The 26342-nt window shown below is 41.2% G+C and carries 25 protein-coding genes and 1 pseudogene; 9 read left to right on the plus strand and 17 right to left on the minus strand.

Going from position 1 to position 26342, the window contains the following annotated elements:
- Window positions 1–5: 5 nt before the first annotated feature.
- Window positions 6–1376 (plus strand): extracellular solute-binding protein, encoded by a 1371-nt coding sequence (locus tag L1267_RS13665; RefSeq protein ID WP_135925420.1) that lies wholly within the window; start codon window positions 6–8, stop codon window positions 1374–1376.
- A 32-nt stretch (window positions 1377–1408) separates the two neighbouring features.
- Window positions 1409–3328, plus strand: coding sequence for an ATP-binding protein (locus tag L1267_RS13670; RefSeq protein ID WP_235383172.1), 1920 nt, complete (start codon window positions 1409–1411; stop codon window positions 3326–3328).
- Here L1267_RS13670 and msrB read toward each other — a convergent pair.
- From msrB to L1267_RS13725, 11 genes are all read right to left on the minus strand, one after another.
- Window positions 3325–3768 (minus strand): peptide-methionine (R)-S-oxide reductase MsrB, encoded by a 444-nt coding sequence (gene msrB, locus L1267_RS13675; RefSeq protein WP_135925425.1) that lies wholly within the window; start codon window positions 3766–3768, stop codon window positions 3325–3327. The genes L1267_RS13670 and msrB overlap by 4 nt on opposite strands.
- 68 nt (window positions 3769–3836) lie before the next feature.
- Entirely contained in the window at window positions 3837–4289 is a 453-nt protein-coding gene (locus L1267_RS13680) for a hypothetical protein (RefSeq protein WP_135925427.1), read from the minus strand.
- Between the two features lie 9 nt (window positions 4290–4298).
- The gene (locus tag L1267_RS13685) at window positions 4299–4787 is read right to left on the minus strand and encodes a DUF2919 domain-containing protein (RefSeq protein WP_235383173.1); all 489 of its coding nucleotides are present in this window, start codon (window positions 4785–4787) and stop codon (window positions 4299–4301) included.
- Window positions 4784–5128 carry a DUF3392 family protein gene (locus L1267_RS13690; RefSeq protein ID WP_138557824.1) on the minus strand — a complete coding sequence of 115 codons (345 nt, stop codon included), beginning with the start codon at window positions 5126–5128 and terminating at the stop codon, window positions 4784–4786. The genes L1267_RS13685 and L1267_RS13690 overlap by 4 nt, the downstream gene beginning before the upstream one ends.
- Complete coding sequence (ligA, locus tag L1267_RS13695; RefSeq protein WP_235383174.1) at window positions 5121–7142, minus strand: NAD-dependent DNA ligase LigA; 2022 nt, start codon at window positions 7140–7142, stop codon at window positions 5121–5123. The genes L1267_RS13690 and ligA overlap by 8 nt, the downstream gene beginning before the upstream one ends.
- Before the next feature lie 82 nt (window positions 7143–7224).
- Window positions 7225–7950 carry a cell division protein ZipA gene (gene zipA / locus L1267_RS13700; RefSeq protein WP_199527084.1) on the minus strand — a complete coding sequence of 242 codons (726 nt, stop codon included), beginning with the start codon at window positions 7948–7950 and terminating at the stop codon, window positions 7225–7227.
- Window positions 7951–7986: 36 nt separating this feature from the next.
- A complete protein-coding gene (locus L1267_RS13705; RefSeq protein ID WP_235383175.1) occupies window positions 7987–11388 on the minus strand; it encodes a chromosome segregation SMC family protein in 3402 nt (1133 codons plus the stop codon).
- Window positions 11389–11448: 60 nt separating this feature from the next.
- Window positions 11449–12180 carry an RNA methyltransferase gene (locus L1267_RS13710; RefSeq protein WP_235383176.1) on the minus strand — a complete coding sequence of 244 codons (732 nt, stop codon included), beginning with the start codon at window positions 12178–12180 and terminating at the stop codon, window positions 11449–11451.
- Between the two features lie 128 nt (window positions 12181–12308).
- Window positions 12309–12755, minus strand: coding sequence for a flavodoxin (locus L1267_RS13715; protein ID WP_130051870.1), 447 nt, complete (start codon window positions 12753–12755; stop codon window positions 12309–12311).
- The gene (truC, locus tag L1267_RS13720; protein WP_199527380.1) at window positions 12742–13515 is read right to left on the minus strand and encodes a tRNA pseudouridine(65) synthase TruC; all 774 of its coding nucleotides are present in this window, start codon (window positions 13513–13515) and stop codon (window positions 12742–12744) included. Before truC ends, L1267_RS13715 begins: the two co-directional genes overlap by 14 nt.
- A gap of 1 nt (window position 13516) precedes the next feature.
- A complete protein-coding gene (locus L1267_RS13725) occupies window positions 13517–13831 on the minus strand; it encodes a YqcC family protein (protein ID WP_063706986.1) in 315 nt (104 codons plus the stop codon).
- A gap of 126 nt (window positions 13832–13957) precedes the next feature.
- Between L1267_RS13725 and L1267_RS13730 the strand changes: the two genes are divergently transcribed.
- Together L1267_RS13730 and L1267_RS13735 are read left to right on the plus strand one after the other, a co-directional pair.
- Window positions 13958–14986: a DUF3549 family protein gene (locus tag L1267_RS13730; RefSeq protein WP_135925456.1), complete on the plus strand. Its 1029-nt coding sequence runs from the start codon at window positions 13958–13960 to the stop codon at window positions 14984–14986.
- The gene (locus L1267_RS13735; protein ID WP_063706982.1) at window positions 14987–15286 is read left to right on the plus strand and encodes a DUF3301 domain-containing protein; all 300 of its coding nucleotides are present in this window, start codon (window positions 14987–14989) and stop codon (window positions 15284–15286) included.
- A 716-nt stretch (window positions 15287–16002) separates the two neighbouring features.
- On the opposite strand, the gene L1267_RS13740 is transcribed toward L1267_RS13735, so the two are convergent.
- Window positions 16003–16650 (minus strand): GNAT family N-acetyltransferase, encoded by a 648-nt coding sequence (locus tag L1267_RS13740; RefSeq protein WP_135925458.1) that lies wholly within the window; start codon window positions 16648–16650, stop codon window positions 16003–16005.
- Between the two features lie 147 nt (window positions 16651–16797).
- Between L1267_RS13740 and L1267_RS13745 the strand changes: the two genes are divergently transcribed.
- The 3 genes from L1267_RS13745 (at window position 16798) to L1267_RS13755 (ending at window position 18269) form a co-directional block, all read left to right on the plus strand.
- A complete protein-coding gene (locus L1267_RS13745) occupies window positions 16798–17028 on the plus strand; it encodes a DUF2789 domain-containing protein (protein WP_135925461.1) in 231 nt (76 codons plus the stop codon).
- Between the two features lie 201 nt (window positions 17029–17229).
- Window positions 17230–17496, plus strand: a complete 267-nt coding sequence (locus L1267_RS13750) for a hypothetical protein (protein ID WP_054553723.1) — start codon at window positions 17230–17232, stop codon at window positions 17494–17496.
- The gene (locus L1267_RS13755) at window positions 17496–18269 is read left to right on the plus strand and encodes a Zn-ribbon-containing protein (protein WP_135925464.1); all 774 of its coding nucleotides are present in this window, start codon (window positions 17496–17498) and stop codon (window positions 18267–18269) included. Before L1267_RS13750 ends, L1267_RS13755 begins: the two co-directional genes overlap by 1 nt.
- A 61-nt stretch (window positions 18270–18330) precedes the next feature.
- Here the strand turns inward: L1267_RS13755 and syd are convergent, their stop codons facing one another.
- The gene (gene syd, locus L1267_RS13760) at window positions 18331–18870 is read right to left on the minus strand and encodes a SecY-interacting protein (protein ID WP_138556855.1); all 540 of its coding nucleotides are present in this window, start codon (window positions 18868–18870) and stop codon (window positions 18331–18333) included.
- Window positions 18871–18929: 59 nt separating this feature from the next.
- On the opposite strand from syd, the gene queF reads away from it, so the two are divergent.
- A complete protein-coding gene (gene queF / locus L1267_RS13765; protein WP_138556854.1) occupies window positions 18930–19775 on the plus strand; it encodes an NADPH-dependent 7-cyano-7-deazaguanine reductase QueF in 846 nt (281 codons plus the stop codon).
- Between the two features lie 56 nt (window positions 19776–19831).
- On the opposite strand, the gene L1267_RS13770 is transcribed toward queF, so the two are convergent.
- Together L1267_RS13770 and L1267_RS13775 are read right to left on the minus strand one after the other, a co-directional pair.
- Window positions 19832–20866, minus strand: coding sequence for an isoaspartyl peptidase/L-asparaginase family protein (locus tag L1267_RS13770; protein ID WP_235383177.1), 1035 nt, complete (start codon window positions 20864–20866; stop codon window positions 19832–19834).
- 124 nt (window positions 20867–20990) lie between these two features.
- On the minus strand, window positions 20991–21695 hold the full coding sequence (locus tag L1267_RS13775) for a SapC family protein (RefSeq protein ID WP_135925472.1): 705 nt from the start codon (window positions 21693–21695) through the stop codon (window positions 20991–20993).
- Window positions 21696–21938: 243 nt separating this feature from the next.
- Here L1267_RS13775 and L1267_RS13780 point away from each other — a divergent pair, with 243 nt between their 5' ends.
- The gene (locus tag L1267_RS13780) at window positions 21939–22649 is read left to right on the plus strand and encodes a DUF6445 family protein (protein WP_199527383.1); all 711 of its coding nucleotides are present in this window, start codon (window positions 21939–21941) and stop codon (window positions 22647–22649) included.
- Window positions 22650–22687: 38 nt separating this feature from the next.
- Here L1267_RS13780 and L1267_RS13785 read toward each other — a convergent pair whose 3' ends face one another.
- Entirely contained in the window at window positions 22688–24199 is a 1512-nt protein-coding gene (locus tag L1267_RS13785; protein WP_235383178.1) for a tryptophan halogenase family protein, read from the minus strand.
- A gap of 239 nt (window positions 24200–24438) precedes the next feature.
- Window positions 24439–26229: pseudogene (locus tag L1267_RS13790) on the minus strand (TonB-dependent receptor); the annotation flags it as partial.
- Between the last annotated feature and the right edge of the window lie 113 nt (window positions 26230–26342).

The following is a 26342-nucleotide window of genomic DNA, read 5'->3' on the forward strand; positions in this document are numbered from 1 at the left end:
GAAAGATGGCACCGCGTTTGTCAAAACTTATCAAGCCTTTTATTACAGCAGCGATTTTTTTTTACAGTGCCAACAGTTTTGCTTCCTCTACACTGCATTACTGGCAACAAGCAAACATAGATTGGCGCAGTGAAGCCGGAAGTCATATAAATATTCTTGCAGACGAACAACCAGCATTCACAGCGTTAAAGCCTTATATACCATTATTTGAACAGCTAACGGGGATCTCGGTTGGCTTTCATGCCTTAGAACAATCACAAATGCGAGCGCGCCGCCATCAAGATTTGAGTGAAGGCTTAGGCTTGTACGATGTATTGCCTATGGGAATTACTTTTTTAGGAGAAGCGCAAAGCCAAGGTTGGATAGAGCCTCTTCAGCCCTATTTAGATAATCCCAAGATAACTGATAAAACATGGTATCAGCTAGACGACATTAGCGATCGAAGCTTAGCACTATGTAAGATCAATGATATTTTGTATTCATTGCCCTTTGATTTTTCGGCGCCAATCTATTTTTACAGAAAAGATCTATTTGAACGGTTTAACCTTAAAGTACCTGATACTTATGAAGAGCTCTACGCTACAAAGATAAAGTTACAACGCGCTATTGATGCAACGCCAGATCTTATTGGAATGCATGCATTTGCGGCGCGCACATTGCCAGGTGCGGGGCTAAACACCTGGACAGTTTTGCCAGTAATGCGTGCATACGGGGCACAAGTTATCGATGAGCAAAATATGTCTGTGTTTAATAGCACTGAAACAGCGCAGAGTCTAAGAGTGTACCGAGATTTAGCGACAGGGTATGGAAATCCTGATAATAGCCGCTTGCTGCACTTTTATGAAATCCGCCGCTTATTTAAACAAGGTAAGCTGGCATCCGCATTTTTAGCTTCCCATTTTTACAATGAAATAGACACAGCTGAAGAGTCTAATATTTGGAATAAATGGGAAGCAGCCCCTTTGCCCAAAGGTCCCATAGCAAGAGAAACCTCCCCTTGGGCATGGGCGTTTGCTATAAATAGCAAGTCCAACAAAAAAACTGCGGCTTGGCTTTTTATTCAATGGGCGACAAGCGAGCAAACGTCATCGCTACTTAGTACTGGCGGCTCCCCTCCCAGAAAAAAAGTGTGGCACGAAAAGTTGTTTACCTTGGTAAATAAACCCGGGTTTAATACTACAATGTTGTGGGTATTTGATCATGCCACAGCTGATCGCCTACAAGCTGGAATGGTAGAGTTCCCTGTCATTGGTGAAATTATCTCGCAAGCATTTAGCCAAATATTCTATGGTGCAGATATAAACCAGACAATTAAAACAACTGATAAAAAAATTAATGAAACAATGCACACATTCAAGTCAAGGAGTGAAAACTAGCAATGAGGATAAGCATTGCCCACAAAATTCTGATGATAATCGGATTCACCATTACCCTCATTTTAGGGGCGAGTACCTCATTGCATGTGATGGAGTTAAAAGAACAAACACTTCTAAACATGAGTGAAAAAGCAGATGCTATTGTGTCCCCTATGCTGTCAGAGATAAAAAAGCTAACGAAAGATAATAGTGTCGGTAGTTGGGTGATGAAAGTTCAAGGTATCTCCTTAAAAAATATTCTAAAAAATAATACATTTGATGATCTCAAAACTATTTACTTTATCGATCAAAATAACTTTATTGCTGCACACCCTGATAACAGTAAGGTTGATACTTTAGAAACTAACCAGCAAATCCTGAAGCAATTGAACCCTGCACTAAACACAATCATTCCACTGGATGAACAATATGTAGTTTCGGTCCCCATTAATAGTTACCAAAACGAAAATATTGGCTACGTGATTGTTAGTTTTTCAGATACTGACTTAGCTGCAAAGACAAAAGCTATCATCAGCAATGCTGTTTCATTATTTGCGATATACTTACTCACAGCGCTCATCATTGCTTACATCATTATTCGAAGAATCATTTTGCAGCCCATTGAGCAGCTAGTCGAGTTTTCGCATGCAGTGACTACAGGTGATTTAAATTGCCCTATAAATATTAAAAGCCAAGACGAAATTGGTACTCTTGCAAGTGGTTTTAAAATGATGCGTGCTGCAGTTAGGCAACAAATCAATAGTATGCATGAGCAACATAGCTTACTTGAAGAAACCGTTGCTAAGCGCACCCAAGAGTATCTTGATGCTAAAGAGCAAGCTGAGCAATCGAATCAAGCTAAGAGCCGCTTTTTAGCTAATATGTCACATGAATTAAGAACACCACTTAATGCCGTATTGGGCTTTAGCCAATTATTACAAGACAGTGAAACTGATAAAAATAAGCGTCGTTATCTAGAAGCTATTTCAATATCGGGTAACTCATTACTTAACGTATTGAACGATATTCTTGATTTATCAAAAGTGGATGCCGGTAAAATGCAACTTGATATTGATCGAGTTGAGATCCCTACCATGTGTCACGAACTCAACATGATGTTCTTACAATTAAGCGCTCAGAAAGATCTTGAGTTACAAGTTACTGCTCATCCTGATCTAACAACACCTGTGCTGCTAGACAGTAATAAACTTCGTCAAGTACTAACAAACTTAATCGGTAATGCTATTAAATTCACCTCCCAAGGTAGTGTAAAAGTGTTTTTTGATTTTAAAGCGCATAATGACAATAGCCATATTGATATTAAAGTACATGTTAAAGACACAGGTAAAGGCATTCCTAGTGATCAACAAGAGCTCATTTTTAATGATTTTGAACAAGTACAAGGGCAACGTAGCTCTGAGTTTGGTGGCACAGGACTTGGCTTAGCTATTTCATTGCGCTTTATTAAGTTAATGGGTGGAGAGTTATCGGTGATCAGCGAAAAAGATCGAGGCAGTGAATTTATTGTGTCGATACCGAATGTTGAATTAGCCGAATCTAAAAACGAAGTTGAACATCGTAATTACCCTGCTATATCAAGCTATCATTTTAATCCAGCGCGCATTTTGATTGTTGATGATATTCCTTACAACCGGGAATATTTAGAATCCTTCTTATCACGCTGGAGCTTTACAATAGATACAGCTATTAATGGTGAAGATGCTCTAATGAAAATTGAGCAAAACCAACCTGACCTTATCATAATGGATTTAAAAATGCCGGTAATGGGTGGATTAGAGGCAAGCCAGTTAATTCGCAGTGATGATCGTTTTAAACATATTCCAATAATCGCGGTAACGGCTTCAGCGATAAGGGATGATAAGGTGCAATCAAGTATTTTGACTGACTACATTATTAGCAAGCCAATTTACCGTGAGCACCTTATTTTTATCATCGCACAGTATTTAGATTAATCACGTTTTTTCATCGCTATGGCATTCATGCAATAGCGCAGACCACTAGGCGCTGGGCCATCAGGAAATACATGGCCCAAATGCGCGTCACAGACATTGCAAATCGCTTCAATACGCTGCATACCATGGCTAGAGTCAGCTACATAAGCAATGCTTTCAACACTGCTAGGCTGAGTAAATGACGGCCAACCAGTGCCACTGTCGAACTTTTCATCACCATCAAATAATAAATTGTTGCAACAGACGCAGGCATATTGACCAGGTTCAAATATCGTACATGAATCAGAGCTATGCGGACGCTCAGTCCCTTTTAAACGAGTAACATAGAATGCATCTTGTTCGAGCTCAGCTTGCCACTCAGATGGTGACTTTTCGACTCGACGCGGAGGTGTTGGGTTACCGTTATGGGCAAACTCTAAAATATCTTGCCAAGTTAACATAGTGCTCCCTCAAGGTTGAATACAACTATTGCACAGTACATCACAAGCACAGCCAAGAGCAAGTGGCATTAATTCGCTTGTAAACGGATATCTATTTGCGCACGTTCGCGCTCAGAAAGCAGTTGCGATAAATGGCTATTAATTTTGTCACTACTAACACTCAATACTGCTGTGCTTTTTTGTCCGTTGACGTCAGTAATATGGATAATACCTTCACCCACTTCAATCTGCTTAATTTGACCAATTAACACAAACTCAGCCTTGCGTTTAAAATCAAACAGCCCAGAAAGGCTAATGAGTGCTAGCTGATTAACATCGCGTTTTAATAAGTCAGTAATGGGGTTACGCGCTACAAATAGCGGCGTCACTCGATAAATGCTTGATAGTGTTATAAAGCCCCATAACATCACAAACAGTGAAAATGCAGCACTGTGCCAAAGTGGCGTAAATACCCATATAGCGATTAATACGAATGCGATAGTAAATGAGATTTTTGCTAAAAGCTTATTAATTGCCAACATATTGCTGCCCTATTTTTTTGTTATTGGATCTGGCCAATCATTGAAAAAGACAGACAAGTATCTGCTTTTTAATAAATATAACAGTACCCATAACACCAGTACCATTTGGCAAGCTAAGAACAACGAAAACTGATAGTGGCTGTGTGCAGCCTGATAGGTTAACCAACTTAAATCTGTGATTGCACATAGAATTAATGGCCAGCGCATATAACGCCAAATCGACGCAAAACGTTTTGCACTATCTGCGTTTTCTTGTGGCCGGCGCAAGCAAAAGATCACCGCAGGTAATAAAGCAATCGCAGCAATGGCAATAGCGATAAAAAAATCAGCTTTAGATTTAAAGAACAACGACATGATATTTAGATCAGGGCGACGACTCAGCGCCGCCATCAGCCAAATAAAATAACTACGCAAAAGCACAAGTAAGGTTAAGTGGAACGCCACAGGCGTCCGGTAAGTGCCGTGTTTATCCCAGTATTCTGGGCCGTAGCGATTCATATTTGGTTCTTCTTATCAGCAATGATGCCAAGTACCAAAAAGGCTGCTGTAAGTGTAAGCGCCAGCCATTTAACACCGAGTAGCATTAGCAATTTACTTAAAAAAGGCGTCACAAACACCACAAGTAAGCCCATACCAAACCCTGTGACCAGCACAAAGCAAAGCACACGAATAATAAAGTGACGACGCGCCACAAAGCGCTTGGTCACTTTAATAATATCGTTTGCATACAAGGATATAAAACACACCACCAGCAATAATGAAATATTGTAAAGGTGTGGTTGTAGCCAACTGCCGATTGTTAAAGCAACTGACGACAATGCCTGCAATAAACTATCCATTGTGCTCACTTAAAAGCGCAATGAGGTCTGCCTCTGTTAATACATCAATGCCTAAATCTTGTGCTTTGGTTAATTTTGAGCCCGCTTTTTCGCCCGCGATCAGTGCATCTGTTTTCGCCGAAACACTGCCCGACACTTTCGCACCTAACGCTTGTAAACGCGCTTTTGCATCATTACGGTTAAGCTCGCTCAATGTGCCGGTTAGTACGTAGGTTAAACCCGATAATGGCTGTGCATCGGCACTTGGGGCTGTTAGCGCGGGCCAGTTAATACCTTGCTCAATTAGCGCGTTAACCACGTCCAAATTATGCTCTTCAGTAAAAAAGCCACGAACGTGCTTGGCAACAATTTCACCTACGTCGCTTACTTCAGTTAACGCATCAACACTTGCTTGGGTGATTTTTTCTAGGGTTAAAAAATGGTTTGCTAGGTTTTGCGCTGTTGCTTCACCAACCTCGCGAATACCTAACGAATATAAGAATTTAGCTAATGTTGTTTGCTTAGCTTCTTGCAGCGCGTTAACTAAGTTCTTAGCAGACTTAGGGCCCATTCGCTCAAGTGATTCAAAATGACCTTGTTTAAGGGTAAATAAATCAGCAGGTGTTTTGATAAGCTCACGGTCAACAAGCTGATCAACAATCTTGTCGCCTAGCCCATCAATATCAAGCGCTTTACGTGACGCAAAGTGCTTAATGGCTTGCTTACGCTGCGCTTGGCAAACTAAGCCACCTGTACAACGGGCAACCGCTTCACCCTCAATGCGTTCCACATGTGACTCACAAATTGGGCAAGTAGCAGGGAAAACAATATCTTTGGCGTCTTCAGGACGGCGCTCAAGCACAACTTGGGTAATTTGCGGGATAACATCACCTGCACGGCGAATAATTACTGTATCGCCAATTTTAACGCCTAAACGGGCAATTTCATCGCCATTATGAAGCGTTGCATTAGATACCGTTACGCCACCAACAAATACCGGCTCTAATCGTGCTACAGGGGTGATTGCGCCTGTGCGCCCTACCTGAAACTCAACATCAAGTAATTGTGTGATTTCTTCTTGTGCAGGAAATTTAAAGGCAATAGCCCAGCGCGGCGCACGTGCCACAAAACCTAAACGCTCTTGCAGCTTTTTGTCGTTTACTTTAATTACCACACCGTCAATTTCGTAAGCCAGCTCACTACGACGTGCTAAAATGTCTTGGTAATAATCAAGTGCAGCTTGCTGTCCTTCAACCAGTTTAGTTTCTGGGCAAAGTGGTAAACCCCAATCTGTCAGTTTAGCAAGCTGTTGGTAATGATCTTCTGGTAACTGACCATCCGCAACAAGCCCTGTACTGTAAGCGTAAAACATCAGCGGGCGTTTTGCTGTTACTTTAGAATCAAGCTGGCGTAAGCTACCTGCAGCAGCATTGCGCGGGTTTACAAATACTTTCTCGCCACGTTTTTCGGCTTCACTGTTAAGCTTGGCAAACCCGGCACTATCCATAAATACTTCACCGCGTACTTCAAGCTCTGACGGGAAGTCATCGCCGCGTAACTTAAGCGGCACATTACGTATTGTTTTCACGTTTTGGGTGATGTTTTCACCCACCATGCCATCACCACGGGTAGCTGCTTGCACTAACACACCGTCACGGTAAATAATCGATACCGCAAGGCCATCAAGCTTTGGCTCACAACAAAAAGTTAACTCACTGCTGTTCATTAAACGTTCTTTAATACGGCGATTAAAGGCAGCAAACTCCTCTTCAGAAAACGCATTATCAAGTGACAGCATAGGTACTTGGTGAGTGACTTGCTCAAACTTATCAAGTGCAGCACCACCAACTTTTTGTGATGGCGAGTCAGGGCTTTGGAACTCTGGATTAGCTTGCTCAAGAGCGCATAATTCACGCATTAAACGGTCATATTCAGCATCAGGAATGCTTGGTGCATCCAGCACATAATAATTATGGTTATGCTCTTCTAACTGGGCTCGAAGTTGGCTAATTTGCTCAAAGATAGGGCTGGACATGAAAACCTCAAAAATCTACATAAAAAAGCCACTTAGACGACTTAACGCCAAGTGGCCTAAAACTTATTATCTGTGCGTGCGATTAAGCTGAGAAGCTGCGAACTTTCTCAACATATTCACGTACGCTTTCAACCGTCATCTCTTCACGGTTGCTATCTAAAATAGTCGCACCAAATTCATCAGCTAGTTTTTTAGCTGCACTGTGCAACATATTAAATGCACTTAAACCGTCACCATCACATGGTAAGGTCATAAATAAACTGATACCCGCGGTACTAAACTGCTCCATGTTATCGATATCAAACGTACCTGGGTTATACATATTCACTAAACGAAATAACACCGGACCTGTACCAGCAGGGTCTAAATGGCGGTTAAAAAAGCCCTCTTCAGAATACTTAAAGCCTAACATATTAACGGCTGGCAATAGCTGGCTGCCATTCATAACTGCATCTTCAGGCATCTGCAAATGCACAATAATGAAGTCAGTTGGTGGCTGTGCTTCTTGCTCTTCGTCAGTTTCAGTCTGCTCTGCTTCAGGTGATTCTGAAATCTCATCTGAAACAACGGGTTCATCATTATGTTGCGCGGAAAAGCTTAAATCTCCAAACTCAGGCTCGTCACGTTCTTGCGACTGAACTGGAGCAGGCTCTGATATCTCAGAAGTTGTTTCATTCGGTTCGACCCGTTCTTGCGCTGGCGCATCTGGACTGTCCTTTTTACGCACCGACCATAAGCCGTGAATTAATAAACCACCAATGACAAATACACTGATTACGATTAAAGCCCATCTTAATTCTTCGGCCATCCCCTCACCTTTATTATTTGATATGCCTAACTAAATTTATGCATGTGCCATTTGCACAGCTTGTTCTATATCTACAGCAACCATTCGTGAAACACCCGGTTCAGCCATAGTTACACCGGTCAATCTGCCTGCCATTTCCATGGCAATCTTGTTATGACTGATATAAATAAATTGTACTGATTGTGACATCTCTTCTACCAAACGGCAAAAACGACCCACGTTTGCATCATCCAATGGCGCATCCACTTCATCTAGCATACAGAATGGAGCTGGATTGAGCCTGAATATTGAAAACACTAATGATAATGCGGTCAGCGCTTTTTCTCCACCACTAAGCAGGTGAATTGTCGAATTTTTCTTGCCTGGTGGCCTTGCCATGATGCTTACCCCACTTTCGAGTAGATCATCACTGGTCAATTCAAGGTAGGCACTACCACCGCCAAACACTTTCGGGAATAATTCCCCAAAGTCTGTATTTACTTGTTCAAACGTGGCCTTAAAACGATTTTTTGTTTCTCGGTCAATTTTTTGAATCGCCCCTTCAAGGGTATTTAACGCTTGTGTTAAATCATCAAGCTGCTGATTTAAATAATCACTACGCTGCTTGGCCTGCTCAAATTCATCAATTGCTGCTAAGTTTACTGCGCCAAGCTCATTTAAAGCTTGGGTGGTTTTAGTCAACATAGCTTGCATACTATTTAAATTGGCACTGTCAGGCAGTTCTTCAAGTACTGTTTTTAAATTTTGTTCCAGTTCTTCAAGTGGCTCTGAAGCGGCTTGTGCTTTAACGATTAAACTTTGCTCATCCAGTGCCAATGCTTGCAACTGCTCTTGTAACGTAACCAACTCAGATTGCGACGATTTCAGCGCTGTTTGCTTATCAGCAAGCTCCTTTTTAGCTTGACTCAAGGCCGCTTGCAAGTTTTTCAGCTCAACGTCACTTTGTTGATGCTTTTCAAGCAATAGCATGATTTGCTCTGCCACCTCTTCAAGCGGGATCACTAACTCTTCTAGTTGCTCATTAAGTTCTAACACAGCCTCACTTGCAGCACTTTGGGCGGCATTGGCGTGTTGCAATTTGGTTTCGCTAAGTTGACACTCACTGCGAGCTTTTTGTTCAGCCAAATTTGCTTGGTGAGCCTGCGTTTTATATTGCTCAAGCTGAGACGCAACTTGGCGATAGTTGTTATTTGCCTCAGTTTGTCGTTGTTTAGCCTGCTCGAGTTCTGTTTCCAGCGTTAATTGCTGTTCTAGCAATTGCTCAAGTAAACTCTGCTGGGCTTGTTGCTGCTCATCGGCATTTTGCTTTTGCTCAGCCAGTAAGGTTTCACGCTGTTGTAACTTAACAAGCTGGTTTTGCCACTGCGTTTGCTGCTCAAGCAACATATCGCGTCGAGTGCTAGCCGATGCAATCTGCTGAGCCGCTTGGTGAATTCGCTCTCTGTGTTGCTCTTTGTCAACGATGAGCGTTTTCTTATGTGCTAGATGCTCGTTTAGCAATTGCTGCTTGGTTTCTAATTGCTCGTTGAGCTCTTCATCTAACTGCTGTGCATCGCTAAGCTGAGCATGCTTTAAAAGCAAAGAATTGTCGGCGTCTTTATTGGCATCGGTGTGAAAGTTACGACCATGAATACAGCCTTCTTCATCAATCACTGCCAGCCAATATGGATCCGCCAAAATAGCGTCATCAAAACAAGGTTGAAATGCAAACCGTGCTAATAAATCAGGGTAAGCACCCGATTCGATATAATTAGCTAATGACTCTTTTGGCACAGCCGCACACGCATTAGCAGGCCAAACACTGTTAGCCTCTTTATGTTGACTGACCTTTAGATGCTCAAGGCCAAGTAGGGCTTGTTCAATTAGCGGCTCAAAGCCAGAAGCCACCTTTAACTGCGCCAATAGAGAGACACTTTCGCTGTCGGTTTGCTCTGATAACAAAGAGTTAAGCGCTGCAATACTGGCTTTGTTTTCATTACTATGCTGTTGAACCCGTCTAAAATCTTGCTCTAAATGCTGTTGCTCTTTATCAGCTTGTTCTAGATTCTGAGTGAGCTTATTAAGCGCACTTTGCTGCTGAGCAAGCTCTTTAGTCAGTGTTTGAATATGCTGTTGTTGCTCAGCAATTTGCGCTGCAACAGGAGTTGCTTCAAGCTCACTAATTTCAGCGGCAAGTTGTGCCTGCTGAGATTCAAGTTGCGCAAGAGTCTGTGCAAAGTGAGCCTGTTGACTCTTTGCAACATTAATATCACTAGCATGAGTTTGATTTTTTTGTAAGGTGCTTTGGTATTGCTCATCAGCACTTTGTTTATACTGATGTTGTTCAGCAACTTGTTGCTCTACCTCTGCAACTTGCTCAGCGCACAGTAAACTTTGCTCAATCGCTTCTTGTAGCAGCTCTTGTAACATTACAGCCGATGCATGTTGCTCTTCTTGCAGCTCTTTGTTTTGTAACTGCAGTTGTTGCTGTTTGATAAGGTTTTGGCTAAGTGTTTGTTGTTGCTGCTTTAGGCTAATCTGTTGCTGCTCTTTGCGGGTTAACTCAGTGTGTGTTTGATGCTGAGCCTGCTGAGCATCTTGCAATTTTTGCTGCTCAAGTTGCACCTGATTTTCAAGACTTGCTAACACATCATCATGGCCAGAATGCGCTTCTTTAAAGAACTGGATTTGCTCTTTAAGTTTATTGATTTGCTCGGCTTTATCGATTTGTTGCTGGTGTAGCTTCTGCCACTTTAAGACCGCAATTTGTCCTTTTAAGGTGCGCTCAGTAGCTTTTAGTTCTCGGTACTTTTTTGCATCGACTGATTGCACTGCAAGCTTATCGAGCTGTGTTTGTAACTCTTGCCTTACATCGAGCAAACGTTCAAGGTTTTCGCGGGTGCTTTTAATGCGGGTTTGCGTTTCACGACGACGCTCTTTGTATTTTGAAACGCCAGCTGCTTCTTCTAAAAAAACTCGTAAATCAGCTGGTTTGCTCTCAATTAAACGCGAGATCATGCCCTGCTCTATAATCGCATAGCTGCGCGGGCCAAGACCTGTTCCTAAGAAGATATCGGTAATATCACGCTTACGGCATTTACTACCATTTAGAAAATAAATTGACTGACCATCTCGGGTCACTAAGCGCTTAATCGCCACTTGGTTTCGATCAGCAAAGGTATTCGGAAGATGGCCACTGGTGTTATCAAACACCAACTCAACAGAGGCTTGCGAAATAGGTTTTCGATTAGTAGAGCCATTAAAAATAACATCGGTCATGGCATCGCCACGTAAGTTTTTAGCTGAGCTTTCACCTAGCACCCAACGCACTGCATCGATGACATTTGATTTGCCACAGCCGTTCGGGCCGACAACACACGTCATCTGATCAGGAAATGGGATCTTAGTGGGTTCAACAAACGATTTGAAACCCGCTAATTTTATGGTGCTTAAGCGCATCTAATTGTTTTACCGATTTTTATTGTTATTCTTCAATTTAACCCATTTTAGGGTAAAAGGTTAAGCGTGGCGCTTAAAATTATCTAAAATTATACCTGTTGCCATGGCTACATTAAGCGATTCTGCTTGGCCATAAGCCGGAATAGTGATTTTATCAGTAACTAAGCTTTCGCAATCAGCACGAATACCATGAGATTCACTGCCCATGAGTAATACGGCATCTTGCTTAAGAGCAGTTTTGTGAATGTTCTCACCTTCTAAAAATGCACCATACACAGGAAGATTTAAGCTAGGCAAGTAACTGGTTAAGTCGGTTTGTGAGACACACACGCGAGCAAATGACCCCATAGTTGCGCTGATGGTTTTCGGATTATAAGCATCCGCACTGTCAGTGCTGGTAACAATATGCTTAATACCATACCAATCAGCAACACGAATAATGGTACCTAAATTACCCGGATCCGACACGCCATCAAGGGCTAAAATAAGTCCTGATGTTGGTAATGCTTGCTGACTTGGCATATCAACAACAGCAATGGCGGCGTTGTTACTAACGAGCGTGCTGGCTTTAGTTAGGCTGTCTTCGTCTGCTTCAATGACTTGATGGGCTGCAAGCGCTGTTTGATGCGCAGAAATAAATGCAGGAGTCGCAAAAATATGAGCAACACTTAAACCACTGTTTAGTAATTCAAGTACATTTTTTTCGCCTTGAACAAGGTACTGGTTATATTGTTTTCGGTACTTCTTTTGACCTAATGCACGAATTAGTTTCAGTTGGTTTTTTGAAATCATAACAGCCTCATAAAATGATGTTTTAGTATATCACCAAGGTCACAGATTCTGTACTCGAAAAACCAAGGGGAAAGTGCCAATTGCTTATTCAATCAGCACTTTTAAGAGACACTAGCTAATAAGAGTCATTAACTAATTTTCGTCAGCCATTCATTTAACCATGGCTCAGTAACAGGCCAAGGCTCAAAATCTTCGCAGGCATCAATTTCTAAACGATGACCGACAGGTTTTGCCTGTAAATCGCGAAATAGCTCATCAAAGCTGCGACCTGCACCACAAAACGTATCGCCATAACTGCGGTCGCCCATAGCAATAATGCCGTATTGCTTGCCTGTTAACATAGGGAATTGATCGTTTAATTGGCTATATAAAGCGACTAAGTTATCAGGAATATCACCCTGACCCGTTGTTGATGTGATCACCAAAATATGTGACGCAGCCAGCATGTCATCAACCGTGCCATTTTCAACTAATTGCGCTTGATGCTCTGACTTTTCAATAACTTCAATAACTTGCTCGCTTAAACGCTCAGCACCGCCGTAGACACTGCCGACAAAAATACTAATGGTTGCCATAATAATCCTTTTCTTCTGTTGGCCAGCCAAGTTGCTGGCAAATCGTTAACATTGCATCGCCTAATGGCGCTCTAATTGTTATTGGTTGCTTGCTATAAGGGTGCACAAACTTTAATTCAGAGGCAAATAACATTAAACGACGAAGCTGAAAATGCTCTCTAAAAAATTGATTATGCTGATTATCACCATGATTTACATCACCAATAATAGGCAATGATAAATGTTTTAAATGACGACGAATTTGATGTTTGCGACCAGTTTTTGGAAAACACTCCACCAGCGAGTAACGAACTGTTGGGTATTTACCAATTGGAATAGGTAGGCTTGCTTGGTGCAGGCAATGAAATTGCGTTTGTGCTTCTTGCGGTGCTTTATCTTGATCAGCAAACTTATCGGCAATTTTATCAAGCTCTTCTTTTAAAGGTTTATCTAAGAAGATTGATTCGTTTAAAAAGCCTCTTACTAAAGCCAAGTAACGTTTTTCAATTTGCCCATCAATAAATATCTGGTTCATGTCACGGGCTGCTTCTGAGCTTAACGCAAACAGTAATACGCCTGACGTTGGTCTATCTAAACGATGTACAGGAAACACGTGTTGACCAATTTGGTCTCGCAGCATTTGCATTGCAAATTGGGTTTCGTGTTTATCTAAAAACGAACGGTGAACCAATAAACCTGACGGTTTATCAATCGCGATGTAATTTTCATCGCGGTACAGAATCGTTAACTCGTCAAATTGTGGCTTAACAATCTCTTGCATGTTAGTTATCACTTAAAAGTTGATCGAGTTTTTGTAAAACGGTAATAACATCATTTCCGCCACTATGTTGTGCCAGCATCATTTCAGCCATAGGCGCAATTGCAAAATTACGGGGTAAAGGCTGAGCATGTGCTATGAGGGCGTGCATTTTTTCAAGAAAAACAAATTGCAGCCATTGCTCAAAAGCCATAGTGTCGTGGCAAAACGGTACACTAGAATTGAGCGCACTTGGGTCAATAGCTGTTGTTTGCCATAGTGAATGGCGTTGTAATGTGGATTCTAATTCGCGCAGCAGCGCCAAAGTCTGTTGATGCATTGTAAAACTCTTAATACCTTTTTACTTAGGGAAGGTAAACAGACCCTAGTATACCCTGTTCCAAGGCGCCATGGTATGGCGTATAATTCGCGGCTGATATAGATTAATAACGGTAATTGAGATTTTATGACTGAGCAGATCGCCACTTTAGGGCAACTTCTGGATGCAGCAGGTACCACTTGGCGTGCCTTCGATATTGGCAGACACATCACGAAATTAGACAAAAAACAATTTCTTGCCATTGAAGAAACAAAAATCCCTTACCCATACCCACTTGCTGGTCATGCTTGGCTTGCTATTCAATTTTGGGATGTAAAAGCGTCTAAAGAACCTTATGTATGGTTTTTAAAATTCCCACTTGATGAGCAAAGCCGTCTTGTAAGCGCAAGCCGCGATCACTTTGCAAATATGGTTATTGAAGCACTTGGTACAGAAATTACCGGCGAAAATGCCGAGGGCAAACTTGATAACAACCCGTATGTATTTACGCCAAACGCTAACAAGCTAGCAGCATTTAATGCGCAGGTTAAATGTTTACTTAAGCAAAGTGCTTCACAGTATTACGAATATGCTCAGCTGTATTTTTCAGGCAAACTGGGTTTTGATAATTGGCAAAGTGTTGCAGTACAAGGTATTGCTGACTTTGCGATGCGTTTAGATAACGACACTAATTTAGCAAATCTACAAGCCGCTTGGGGGCAATTACCAGTCGAAGTATTACAGCCGCTGAGTGCAATGCTTGAGCATGTGGCAATCGAACCCGTGTTTGCAGAGCAATTGTTAGCCTATGGTTTAAATGCGATAGAGCAAAAAGACGACATCGCCCTTGTTGCAGCTCTTAGAAGCTTATCAAAAACACCAGCACAAGGTTTAACCGCGCAACTGGTTGATGCTGTATTGCGCTCTGATATGAACACCCAGTCAGATGTACTATTAACGATTGCAGGGCGTTGTTTTAGCACCCTTGAAGACCCAGAACGCTTACATGTGTTTATGGATTGCTGTGCGCACCATACTGAGATTGAACAACTGTTTGTGAGTATTTTCACCGATTTAGTTGCAATTCCTAGTATTCGCCCTCACCTACTAGGTTTATTAAGAAAAGAAAATCGTAGCGAAACACTCGCTCGCGCAATTGGAAGGTTATTCTCGTAAATGGCAGGCTTGTGGACACTCATCATCATTGGCAGCATCATCTACTTTTTTTGGTTAAACAGAAAAGTAGCCGAAGCAGCTAACCTTCATGCACAAAGACAAATTGAGCAATTGAATGTGCAATTGATGAGTGTTGCTTGCAATAAACGCAGAGTGGGCATTTTAAAAAGCGGTAAACCTGGTATTAAAAGCGAGTTTATTTTTGAGTTCTCAAGTGATGGGCAAAGCGTGTATCAAGGCGTTTTGATCATGGAAAATGAATTACTTAAAAGCGTAGTAATACCGCCGCACAAAATTTAAGTTGCGAGTTGCGAGTTGCGAGTTGCGAGTTGCGAGTTGCGAGTTGCGAGTTGCGAGTTGCGAGTTGCGAGTTTTACAAAGTAATTGTTGGTGCGAGAAGTACAACCCCCAGAAAGAACTAAGGCGTAGCTATTAGCCACGCCCCAATCTTGCTACTTCCATGATTAAGTATCCGTACTTATGCCGAAGCTGCCTTTTTATCTATCCCCTGAACGGGTATACATCCGATACACCCACCATGCTACATCTTGTAACATTTAACACATCCTAGTGCCGTCCTCTTGCCATCAATGGCTATCCACTTCGTTTTCCAAACGCTCCTTTAGCTTCCTGCTAAATCATCCTTTGGTCAGTCCTTTTCAATCGCTCCGCGATCGTACTGCATCCTAGCAGTGTCCTTGTTCTTCCTTGCTTCCCTAGCACTTGTCCCTTTGCTTCCTGCTAAGCATCTTGCTTTGTTGCCATAATCCTAATCCTTAGCATCAGTTCAATCATTGAACCTGTGTCTTCTTGACATGATTAAGTTTAGAGAAAAGAGGAAATCTTGATAGGCATAAAAATGAATTTTTTCTTAGTCACAAAAATGCAAAAAATAATAAATCGTTTAAAATCATTAGAATAAGCTTTTTTGGGTACAGATTTAAAGGCATTAAACTGACAAAGCGCACAGCAATGTGAGACTTATCTCACATTGCTATTTCCAAAACGTCCTTTCGTCAATTTACTGCTTTAAACATTAAGTCTCCTTCGACTTGGTTAAAGCTTAGGGCTTTGAATACCTCAAACCCTTCAGAACTAAAGAATTCGCGCTGCTCAGGGCGAGTAACAAATACTGCTAAACCACTTGTTTGACTGCTTGACTCAACTAAATCATCAAGACCTCGTAGCAGATATCTGCCGAAACCTTGCCCCTGAAAATGTGGATCAACGGCAATGAAGGCTAAAAACAAATAATGGCCCTTGCTCGAAAGCGCTTCACGGATAGTTCGCTCTTTTTCTATAAGCTGATTAGTCTGCAAATAACCCGCACTGAGCATTAATTTTAAGCGCCAATGCCAATATCGTTCAGCTTGTAGTTCACTTGCTGAATCAAATACACAGGCAATCGCTTTTAATCTACTTTGCGAGTAAAGGCCTATTAATGGCTGTTTTTCTTGCCAGAAACTTGCTAGCTCTTCACGTACCAAAGCACGTAATTTAGTTTCATATTTACTTGGGTTATCTTGTTGAAACCCCAGTACATTCTGAAGAACAGGGTCGTCATGATAGGCTTGATAAATAAGGCTTGCGGCAGTGCTGATGTCTTCAGCACTAAGGTATTGCACACTTAAGGTTTCGGGTTCAGCAACTGTCAAAATACTCATCCTTTTATTTGTTTTTTTATTTTCGTACTAGACTATAAGGTATATACCTAACAGCGATTAAAGACAAATTCAGCGTAAGTTAAACTGCGGTTCATCATCATTAAGTTCAAGCAGTAATAAATATCGCCATACACAAGGAGCAGAACTATGGATACGACAAAACATGACATTTCGACCTTATTTGCACAACTTGGTTTACCAAGCAAAGAAAGTGAAATAGATGCTTTCATAGCATCGCATCAACTGTCAGATACCACCCTCTTACAGGATGCTCCATTCTGGGATGAATCTCAGCAGCATTTTTTAGCTGAATCGCTAGCTGAAGATGGGGCTTGGAGTGAGGTGATTGATGAATTAGACGCGCGACTGCGTCAATAAAAACATGAATGCTTATTTGTGGCCTAAATTGCATCTGCTTTTCGGCCACAAATAAGGAAAGTAATTTCACAACACCTCTATTATTGCTACCATACGCGCGCATCGCAGCCATACACTGTGATGTATTTTATGCTTGCTCGTTTATTTCATTATGTATTTTTACGAGTTGGTATTAGTCTTTATTAAAGAGTTTATACAAAAATGAATGCCGTTGTATTTGATGCAATTAAAACCCTTCTTGATGAAGGTAAAACCCCAACAGTTGCCTTAACCAAAAGTAAGCTAACACAACCTATGCCGATGCCTGTGATCATCGCCGCGGTTAGCCAATATAAAAACAATCCGGATTCAATTAATAACTTCATCAATAACCCGTCAAATGAACAACTGAGTACACCAAAAGAAAGTCAATTGGACCGTATTGAAGCTAAATTAGACAGGTTATTAGCACTGCTTGAGAAAAAATAATGTTTGTTGTCGATCTGACTTTTGATTGCTACCAAGATACTACCCTAGAGCTTGCTGAGCAGGCAATAAACCGCCTAGTTAATGCACTTCGTTTTAACGGCCAAATCATTGGTGATGAATTTCCAACGGTTTTAAAAGATGGATTTTTCATTACCCGTGTGATGTGCCCGACCGAAGATGCGATGCATCCGCTCAATCATAGTCCGTTTGTAAAGCACAGTATTGAGCAATTACACACCGCGGGCTTACTTGCACCAAAAGTTAAAGTGGTCGGCCAAGATATTCACTCAAATGGCGCTGACATGTGCCATGATCCGTCGTGCTATATCTTATACACTACGTATGTGCATACCTGTAGCCCGCTCTATTGTGGTGATGACTTTTTACCTGTGCCGTTATTTCGCATTCCGGCCATTGCCAATGGCGATTATAAAACACTAATAAAATGGCAAGAAGACTGGCAAGCGTGCGATCAAATTCAGATCAATGGTGCAACCCGTTGTGAATTTCCTGCGCTTGAAGAGCTAACTAGTATCAATAGTGACTTATATCGCCGTGGTCGCGATATCACTAAGCGTATTAGTTTTCTAACCAAGAAGCCGGTTTATTACTATTTATACCGTGTTGGTGGCGTTGATAAAGAGTCAGAGCTTAAACGTCGCTGCCCAAGTTGCGATGGCGAGTGGAAATTACCTGAGCCATGGTTTGGCTTATTTGATTTTCGTTGTGAGCCTTGTGGGATTGTTTCGAATATCTCGTGGGACTTTCAATAACCAAATATAGGCAATAACCAGATACACGAAAGGGGCAATCGCCCCTTTTTACTTATTAAGTTTATACCGTTACTTTGTCTAAAAACTCACTGATGCTATTTGCTAATACATGATGCGGTTTTTTACCCACGTACTCTAAGCAAACCTCACCGCTTTCGACTAATACAGTAATAAGCAGATCATCTTGCTCTGTTAGGCCTATAAACACGGTTTCTGGCTGCTTTAACTTACGCTTCATCAGTACGTGACCCGTAATATTTTGCTGTAAGCGGCTAAAATCATCTTCATTCCATGCTTGTAGCAATTCAATGTGATGATCATCAACATTCAATAACAAGTTACCCGCATAAAGATGACCAAATAAGGGGTTTAAGTCTTCAGGAAAAGATAACTCGAGCGCCTTGGCTAGGTCATCTAAACTGCCAGCAGGTTGTTGTGGGACTGGACACCACTGAATAAGCCCCTGCTCATCAACTTCGCCCTGCTCACATGGACTTGGCCATGCTGTATCATGTTCAATAACAGGAAGTTTTCCTGTGCGTTCTAGGCATTTTTCACTAAATGCTTGATGTAACTTATCTAGTTTTATAGAAACAGACATACTGCGAAACTCATTGGCTTTAGGTATAATGTCAACATTGTAACTACAAAAGTGTAAAGATGACAGATTACAGCAACTCACCCGAACTAAAAGACAGTGTTCTTGGTAAAAGCACAGAATATGTTGATACCTATACGCCAAGTTTGTTGTTTCCTATTGCCCGCAAACTAAACCGTGATGCTTTAGGTGTTAGCGAAGATAACTTACCGTTTAAAGGCCAAGATATTTGGACTGGCTATGAATTATCGTGGCTAAATAGCAAGGGTAAGCCAATGGTCGCTGTGGCTACTTTTGTATTTCCTTGCCAAAGCAGTCACATCATTGAGTCTAAGTCATTCAAGTTGTATCTGAATAGCTTTAATCAGACACGCTTTGAGACGCTAGAAGACGTACATCAAGCGCTTAGCAAAGACTTATCAGATGCGGTAAATGCACAGGTGTTAGTTACATTATACCAAGCAGACGATTTCAACTGTTTACCTTTTACAGCGTTACCGGGTGAGTGTATTGATGATCTTGATATCGAAATCACCAGCTATGATATTGATGCAAGCTCACTTCGCCATAATGGTGATGAGGTTGTCTCAGAAACCTTACACAGCCATTTACTAAAATCGAACTGTTTGATCACTTCACAGCCTGATTGGGCGAGTGTGATTATTCGTTATAAAGGCCAAGCTATTTGCCATGAAGCCTTATTAAAATATTTAATTTCGTTTCGTACTCATAACGAATTTCATGAGCAATGTGTAGAGCGTATCTACTGCGATTTAATGCAGCAGTTAAACCTCGAAGAGTTAGAAGTATATGCGCGTTACACACGCCGTGGCGGTTTAGATATCAACCCTTATCGCTCAACTAATCAAGATGAAACTCCCTTCAAGGTGAAAATTAATCGGCAATAACGTTGGTGACAATAATAAACCGAGTTCAACTCGGTTTATTATTGTCTGAAGATTCATTACTCGTCTTTAAAAATCCCCACATACGTTGGTGATGTATTTGATTTACTCGCACGATACATACCAGCGGTGTTAAACGGCAAGCTGATGTTCCCTTTAGCATCAATGATGATCACACCGCCTGTGCCACCTATAGGCATTAATACATCGTGGATCACTTCGTTACCCGCTTCAACAATGGTTTTACCTTGGTATTTTACGCGAGCACAAATATCAGCTGCCACATTGTAGCGAATAAAATACTCACCATGCCCTGTCGCAGATACTGCACATGATTCATTTTCAGCAAACGTACCTGCACCAATCACGGGTGAATCGCCCACACGGCCAAAGTGTTTTGCAGTCATACCACCTGTTGAAGTACCTGCAGCAATATTGCCGTTTTTATCAAGTGCAACTGCACCAACGGTGCCCATTTTGTAATTAACAGGCAGGGCTTTATGTGCTGCTTGGTAGTCTTTGCTAGTTACTTTTTGTTTATCGAGTTTTTCTTTGGCTTTTAATAATGCCTTGTAGCGATGATCTGTATCGAATAGATTGTTTTCAACCAGCGGCATACCTTGGGTTTTTGCAAACTCTTCGGCACCTTGACCGCTGAGCATGACATGCACTGATTTTTCCATCACTAGGCGTGCCAGATTAATAGGGTTTTCAATATGTTTAACCCCTGCAACAGCACCTGCTTGACGTGTACGGCCATCCATAATTGATGCGTCAAGCTCATGAGCACCATCATAAGTATACACAGCACCGCGACCTGCGTTGAAATACGGTGAGTTCTCAAGCACATTAATTGCCGCAGTGATGGCATCTAAGCTCTCGCCGCCCTTTTCGAGTACCGCATAGCCGGTTTCAACGGCTTCTTTTAGTTTTTCACGATAGGCTTTTTCTTGTTCTGGTGTGAAGCGACTCTTTTCTATGGTGCCTGCACCACCATGAATAGCGATAGCAAAAGGTTGATCACTACTGTGGCTTAGGGTACTAAATGATAATGCGCTAAGCGCAATAGCTGAGGTAAGTAATGTTTTTAGCATAAGGGCACTTATATTTATTTTAGTTTGTAAGCCCAATGTGAATAATTCAGCGCTGTATTTCAAGCTTTAACCGATGAAAGAAACAAAAAAAGCGCCTAATGGCGCTTTTTTCAGCAGTTTAAAATTAAGCTTGCGCTGCTTTTAAACGTGCTAAACGAGCTACTTGGTGAGTAGACGTTAAGAAAGAGTAGATAGGTGCTAGGTAGCCACGTTTACGAAGTTCTAAGAACTCTTCATCGCTTAATGAGTTAAGTTTTTTCTCATCAACAAGGTAGATACCGTTGATGTCTTTTTTCTCACCTTTAATTTCTACTGTTAGCGTTTGCGCTACTAATAATTCTTTGTCTGCTAAGAATTTAGTAAATGCTTCTGTTACTTGCGAAAACTCAATGTAAGAAACAAGTGCTTCTTTACGACGCTTAAGATAATCGGTCTCTTCACCGTTTTCGAAAAGTGCGTTACCCGCTTCTTCACTTACTAATGGGCTTGCTTCGTCAATTACGATACCAAATTGATCAGCTTCTGGGTGCTTAACAAGACCAAGTGGATAACGAGTCATTGCCATTGGAGCAAATGCCGCAGTCCATTTGCCATCTTGGATGAAAAGGTTTTCGCCTGGCTCTAGACCAAATAACGCAACTGCTTGGAATTGACCTGATTCGTTGTTTTTAACAAATGCCATTGGGAATTCATTTGCGATGCGTGCAAATTCGTGTGCAACCACAGGTACTAAGTGCTGAGTTTTCATAAACTCGATATTGATGCCATTTTGGATTTTAGTGTTGGCATGTTTTTCGTTATGTAAAGGCTGTACTTGTTGCTCCGCCATGATACTGCTCCATTAATTTTATAATATGTTTTTGCTGTTAGTGCCCAAAGCCTATAGGTTTTGGCAACAAAAAGGAAGTGAAAATTTTGTGGCAGTTTGTACATTATAGATTAACAAAACTACCCACCTTACCAATCAATCCCAAATGATGAAAAAACAAACTATAAACAAGTAAATATTATCACGCATAAGCCACTATTTTTGTTAGTATATTCAACAATTATGGAAATAATGAGGCAAACAATGGAAGGCTATCATTTAAATAAAGACTATAAAATAAGCAGCGTTTTCATTGCTGAAATTAATGAAACTGTCATTATTATTGATGACTTTTTACACAGCCTTGAGCCTATTTATCAATTTGCTACAGAAACAGCTTATTTCCAGCCTTTCGGTAGTGATGGAACGCTCTACCCCGGCAAGCGTGATGAAATGCCAGCGCCTTACTATCGTGCTTTTGAGCAGTTAATTAATGAGCTTTTAGAGCAAGGGATAATTACAAGCGGTGAAAATAATTTATATCTTCACCGCTGCAAGCTTTCATTAGTTACACAAAATGCGGACGAACTAAATACCTTACAGCGTATGCCACATATTGACTCGACGGACGATAAAACATTTGCAGCAGTGCATTATTTATCTGCTAAAGAATGGGGTGGTACGGGCATTTACAAATACCGCCCTGACAACATCATTAAAGTGACAGCTGATAATCAAAATAGCGTACATAAAATGATTGCTGATACTAAAAAGCACAGCGCAACTCATCAGGGCTATTTAAATGAAACAACAGAGCTCTTTGAAAAAGTGGTGAATATTGAAGCAAAGGTAAATAGGTTAGTAATTTATAAGAGCAACCTACTGCATAGCGCAGCTCTTTTTAATAACAAAAAGTACAACAATGATATTAACAACAGCCGTTTATCTATCTCCTCATTTTTTAGAATTAACTGAACTGGCTAATGGTTTTTAGCCAGCTCAGTTAATGAAAACTAGTTTTTCTGTAAGCCAAATTTCTTTATTTTATCTAGCAGCTCTCTGTGCTTAGGTAGCTCATTTAATAACTGCTTGACGCGCTGCTGTTTAAATTCAGCAACGTGTTGATTGTCGTTCTGCTTAGATTGCTGCTTGACTGGTACATAATGCATACCAAACAGTACATATAAGTAGTTTTCTAAGTCGAATAAATCGAACTTACTGGCAAAGTCTTCTCGTACCGGTGTAAAGCGCTGCCAACGTGCTAGGTTATTTTTTAGTTTTTCTGATAGCTGCTCGGTTTTTTTGTTATCACGCCAAAAGGCCGAATCGGTTCTATCCGAAATACAGTAATGCATTTTTATAAAATCAAAGGTTTGCTGCCATACATAATTCACGTGCTGATTGTAATCATCAGCAACTAATTTAATGTCATCGCGGCTGCGCGGAAAACGTTTAGCTAATAACCCTGCAGAAAAGTCCGCAATTAAAATGGCTGTGGCTTCGAGTGGCTCAACAAAGCCTTGCGATAACCCTATAGCAACACAGTTTTTGTGCCACATTTTTTCTCTATGCCCTACTTTCATCGGGATTTTTCTTGGCGTTAAATGCTCAAATTTATTACCTAAGTAACGATGTAATTTTTCGTGAGCTTGCTCATCGCTCATATACTTAGATGAATAAACAAACCCCACTCCTCTTCGCTCTGTAAGCGCAATATCCCAGATCCAGCCAGCTTGGTGTGCTGTGGCGATAGTATAAGGCGGTATTTCATCATCACTTTGTGTAGGCACTTGCAAGGTGATTGCTGTGTCGGTTAATAAGCTATCTGATTTATCGACAAAACCGACCCCTAGTTTTTGCCCGATAAAGGCAGCCGAAAAACCAGAACAATCAATAATAAAGTCAAACTCTAAGGCGTTACCTTCTGAGTCAATTAGATGTGTAATAAAGCCTTGCTGATCACAGGTTATATCTTTAATTTCAGTAAAAAGGTGTTTTACGGAAAAATGTTGCGTGGCATGACTTCCTAAGAATGAAGCAAACTTTTTAGCGTCAAAATGATAAGCATAACCGTTGATACCGGCATATTGCGGTGTTGCGATTGTTTTTGGCGCTAGATTATTTTCACAGCACACATGCTGCTTAGAAACAAATTCAGCGTAGTCATTGCCGTTACCGTCAGCAAGCCACTGCTGCGTTAATTGCTCACCAAAAATATGTGGATGATCAAATAAATGATGGTAAAAGTTAGCACCATGTTTGTGTTTATCTAGCCAATTTACAAACTTGATTGACTGCTTAAAAGTAACATCACATTCATTGATAAAGTCACTTTCACTGATACCAAACTTTTGCAATGAGTTGCGCATCGAAGGAACAGTTCCTTCACCGACACCTATGCTGGCAATATTTGGTGACTCGATTAACGTGATCTCAATACCGCTATGTAAAAGCGCATGCCCCAAATGGTTAGCAGCTAACCAACCTGCTGTTCCGCCACCAACAATTGCGATTTTTTTTATCATTTTTACTCGCCCACTTTTTATACCAATTCGCTTAATTAAATGGTCTATTTTGAGGCAATAAAACCTCGTTGATAACAAGGCAAAAATTTCGTTATTTAGTTGTTCTAAATCAGAAATTTTTAACGCAGGTAGCGACAGGTTTAATCCCTCAAAATGACTAAGTATTATTGCGGATTGGTATCACTCACAAAAAAGCCCAGAACAAGCTGGGCTTTCTTAATTTCGTTATCTAAATCAACTTAGAAACGTAGTGATACACCTAGCTTGTAGCGTGCTTCACCTTCAAAGCTCCATGCTGGATAGCCGTTACGAAGCTCTGGTTTAACCTCAGCATCACCTGTAGCAGTACCAATTTGGATACTATCTTCTTCAGTGATATTAACCGCTTCAAATGTTAAGTCTAGGTAGTCAGTTACAGCAAACTTAGCTGTTAGATCGAGCGTACCATAGTCTTGATGCTCGCGGTTACCATAGAAGTAAGGTGCTTCACGAACCATATACTCTGAGCGCCAGTTATACGCTAAACGTACGCTATAGAAATCTGCTTCATAGTAACCAACTAAGTTAACCGTATGCTCTGAAGAGTCAGAGAATAATTCGATGCGGTCAGGGAAGTTCTCTGCAGGCGCTTCTGAATCAACCCAAGTATAGTTTGCTTGATAACCAAAGCCATTATCAAAACCATCTTGAATTTGCAGCTCGATACCTTGAATTTCACCACCTGAACCAGTTCCTTTAGTAGCAACTGTCCAGTTATCAACACCTGAATCTGGGTCTACAATGCCTATGCTTTGATTCAGAATTTGGTCAACTTTAGTAAATGAAGAAATATCCTTGATAAAGTAAGCCGCACTTATCATGCCGTCGCCATCAAAGTAATATTCAATACCGAAATCAGCTTGTGTTGCCTTAAACGGTTCAAGACCGATATTACCTGTAGTAATTACCTCATTACCAATTGTGCCATCTTCGTAACCAGACAACGAAGATGCTGCAAACATATCCGCATAATTAGCACGAGAGATAACTTGTGCAGCAGAGAAGCGCAGAATCATATCTTCAGTTAGGTCAAACGCAACGTTAACACTTGGTAATACTTCACTGTAGTCTGCTTTTTCAGTGCTAAGGCCGTTACCATAGTCACCATTAGCATTTAATGCATAATAATCAGACTCTGCATCTGTAGAAACATATCTTAGGCCAAAGTTACCGCGAATACCTTCTGCTGAAAAATCAGCCATTGCGTATAACGAGATATTTTCTTCTTGAATCGTACCGTAGCCAGATTTATAAGCGATAGATGTATTATCGAAGCTGGTAATAGCAGCGTAGCCATCACTAATCATTTGATCAAGCTTTGGCTCTGGTAATGTATAGCCTGCACCAGAAGACACCGTACCTGAGTAATAACGAGAAGCATCGTATGCAGCGATTGAGTCAACTAAGTTTGCAGTATAAGTTTCTTGCTTAACTTCATGATCAGCCCAACGGAAACCTGTTTTAATAGCTGTAATTGCGCCAAAATCTACAGGGATAGTTAAATCAAACTGTGCATAAGTCTCTTCGTCCGTATTCGGCTGTTTCTTAAGAGCCCAACCTGCTGAAGATAATTGTCCTTGGAAGTCATCTGGCGTGAATGATTTATTTGCAACATTAATATCAATAACATCGCCTGTCGCATCATAGGTGCCGGCATAGTCTGCTGGAGTGCCTAACCAGAAACCATAGTTTGCTGTTAAATCTGTACCACCTTCAGATTGGGTATTACCAACTCGACCTTTAAGTTCGAAGTTTTCACCTGAATACTTAAAGTCGAAGTCAAAAGTATCTGAAGTCATTGAACCTGCACGAGCCCAAGTTTGTGCCCAACCTGGATTTGCGCCATCACCTGAACGGCGATAGAAAGTACATGTTCCATCAACATTAACTTGCTCACAAGCTGCATCTTTGTCATCAGGGAACATAACAAATAATGACGTGTTAGCATTATCAGCTGATAAGTCTAAAGTCATTATGTTATACCCGTGATCATTGAAGGTGCTTGATTTTCCGTAAAAATAGGATCATGCTACGCCACTATGAAAGTAACGCTATCTCCACAGAAGAAACAAGAACTCGAACAGATGCACGATTCCGCTCGTGA

Source organism: Pseudoalteromonas sp. OFAV1, assembly GCF_021532595.1.
GTDB lineage: Bacteria > Pseudomonadota > Gammaproteobacteria > Enterobacterales > Alteromonadaceae > Pseudoalteromonas > Pseudoalteromonas lipolytica_C.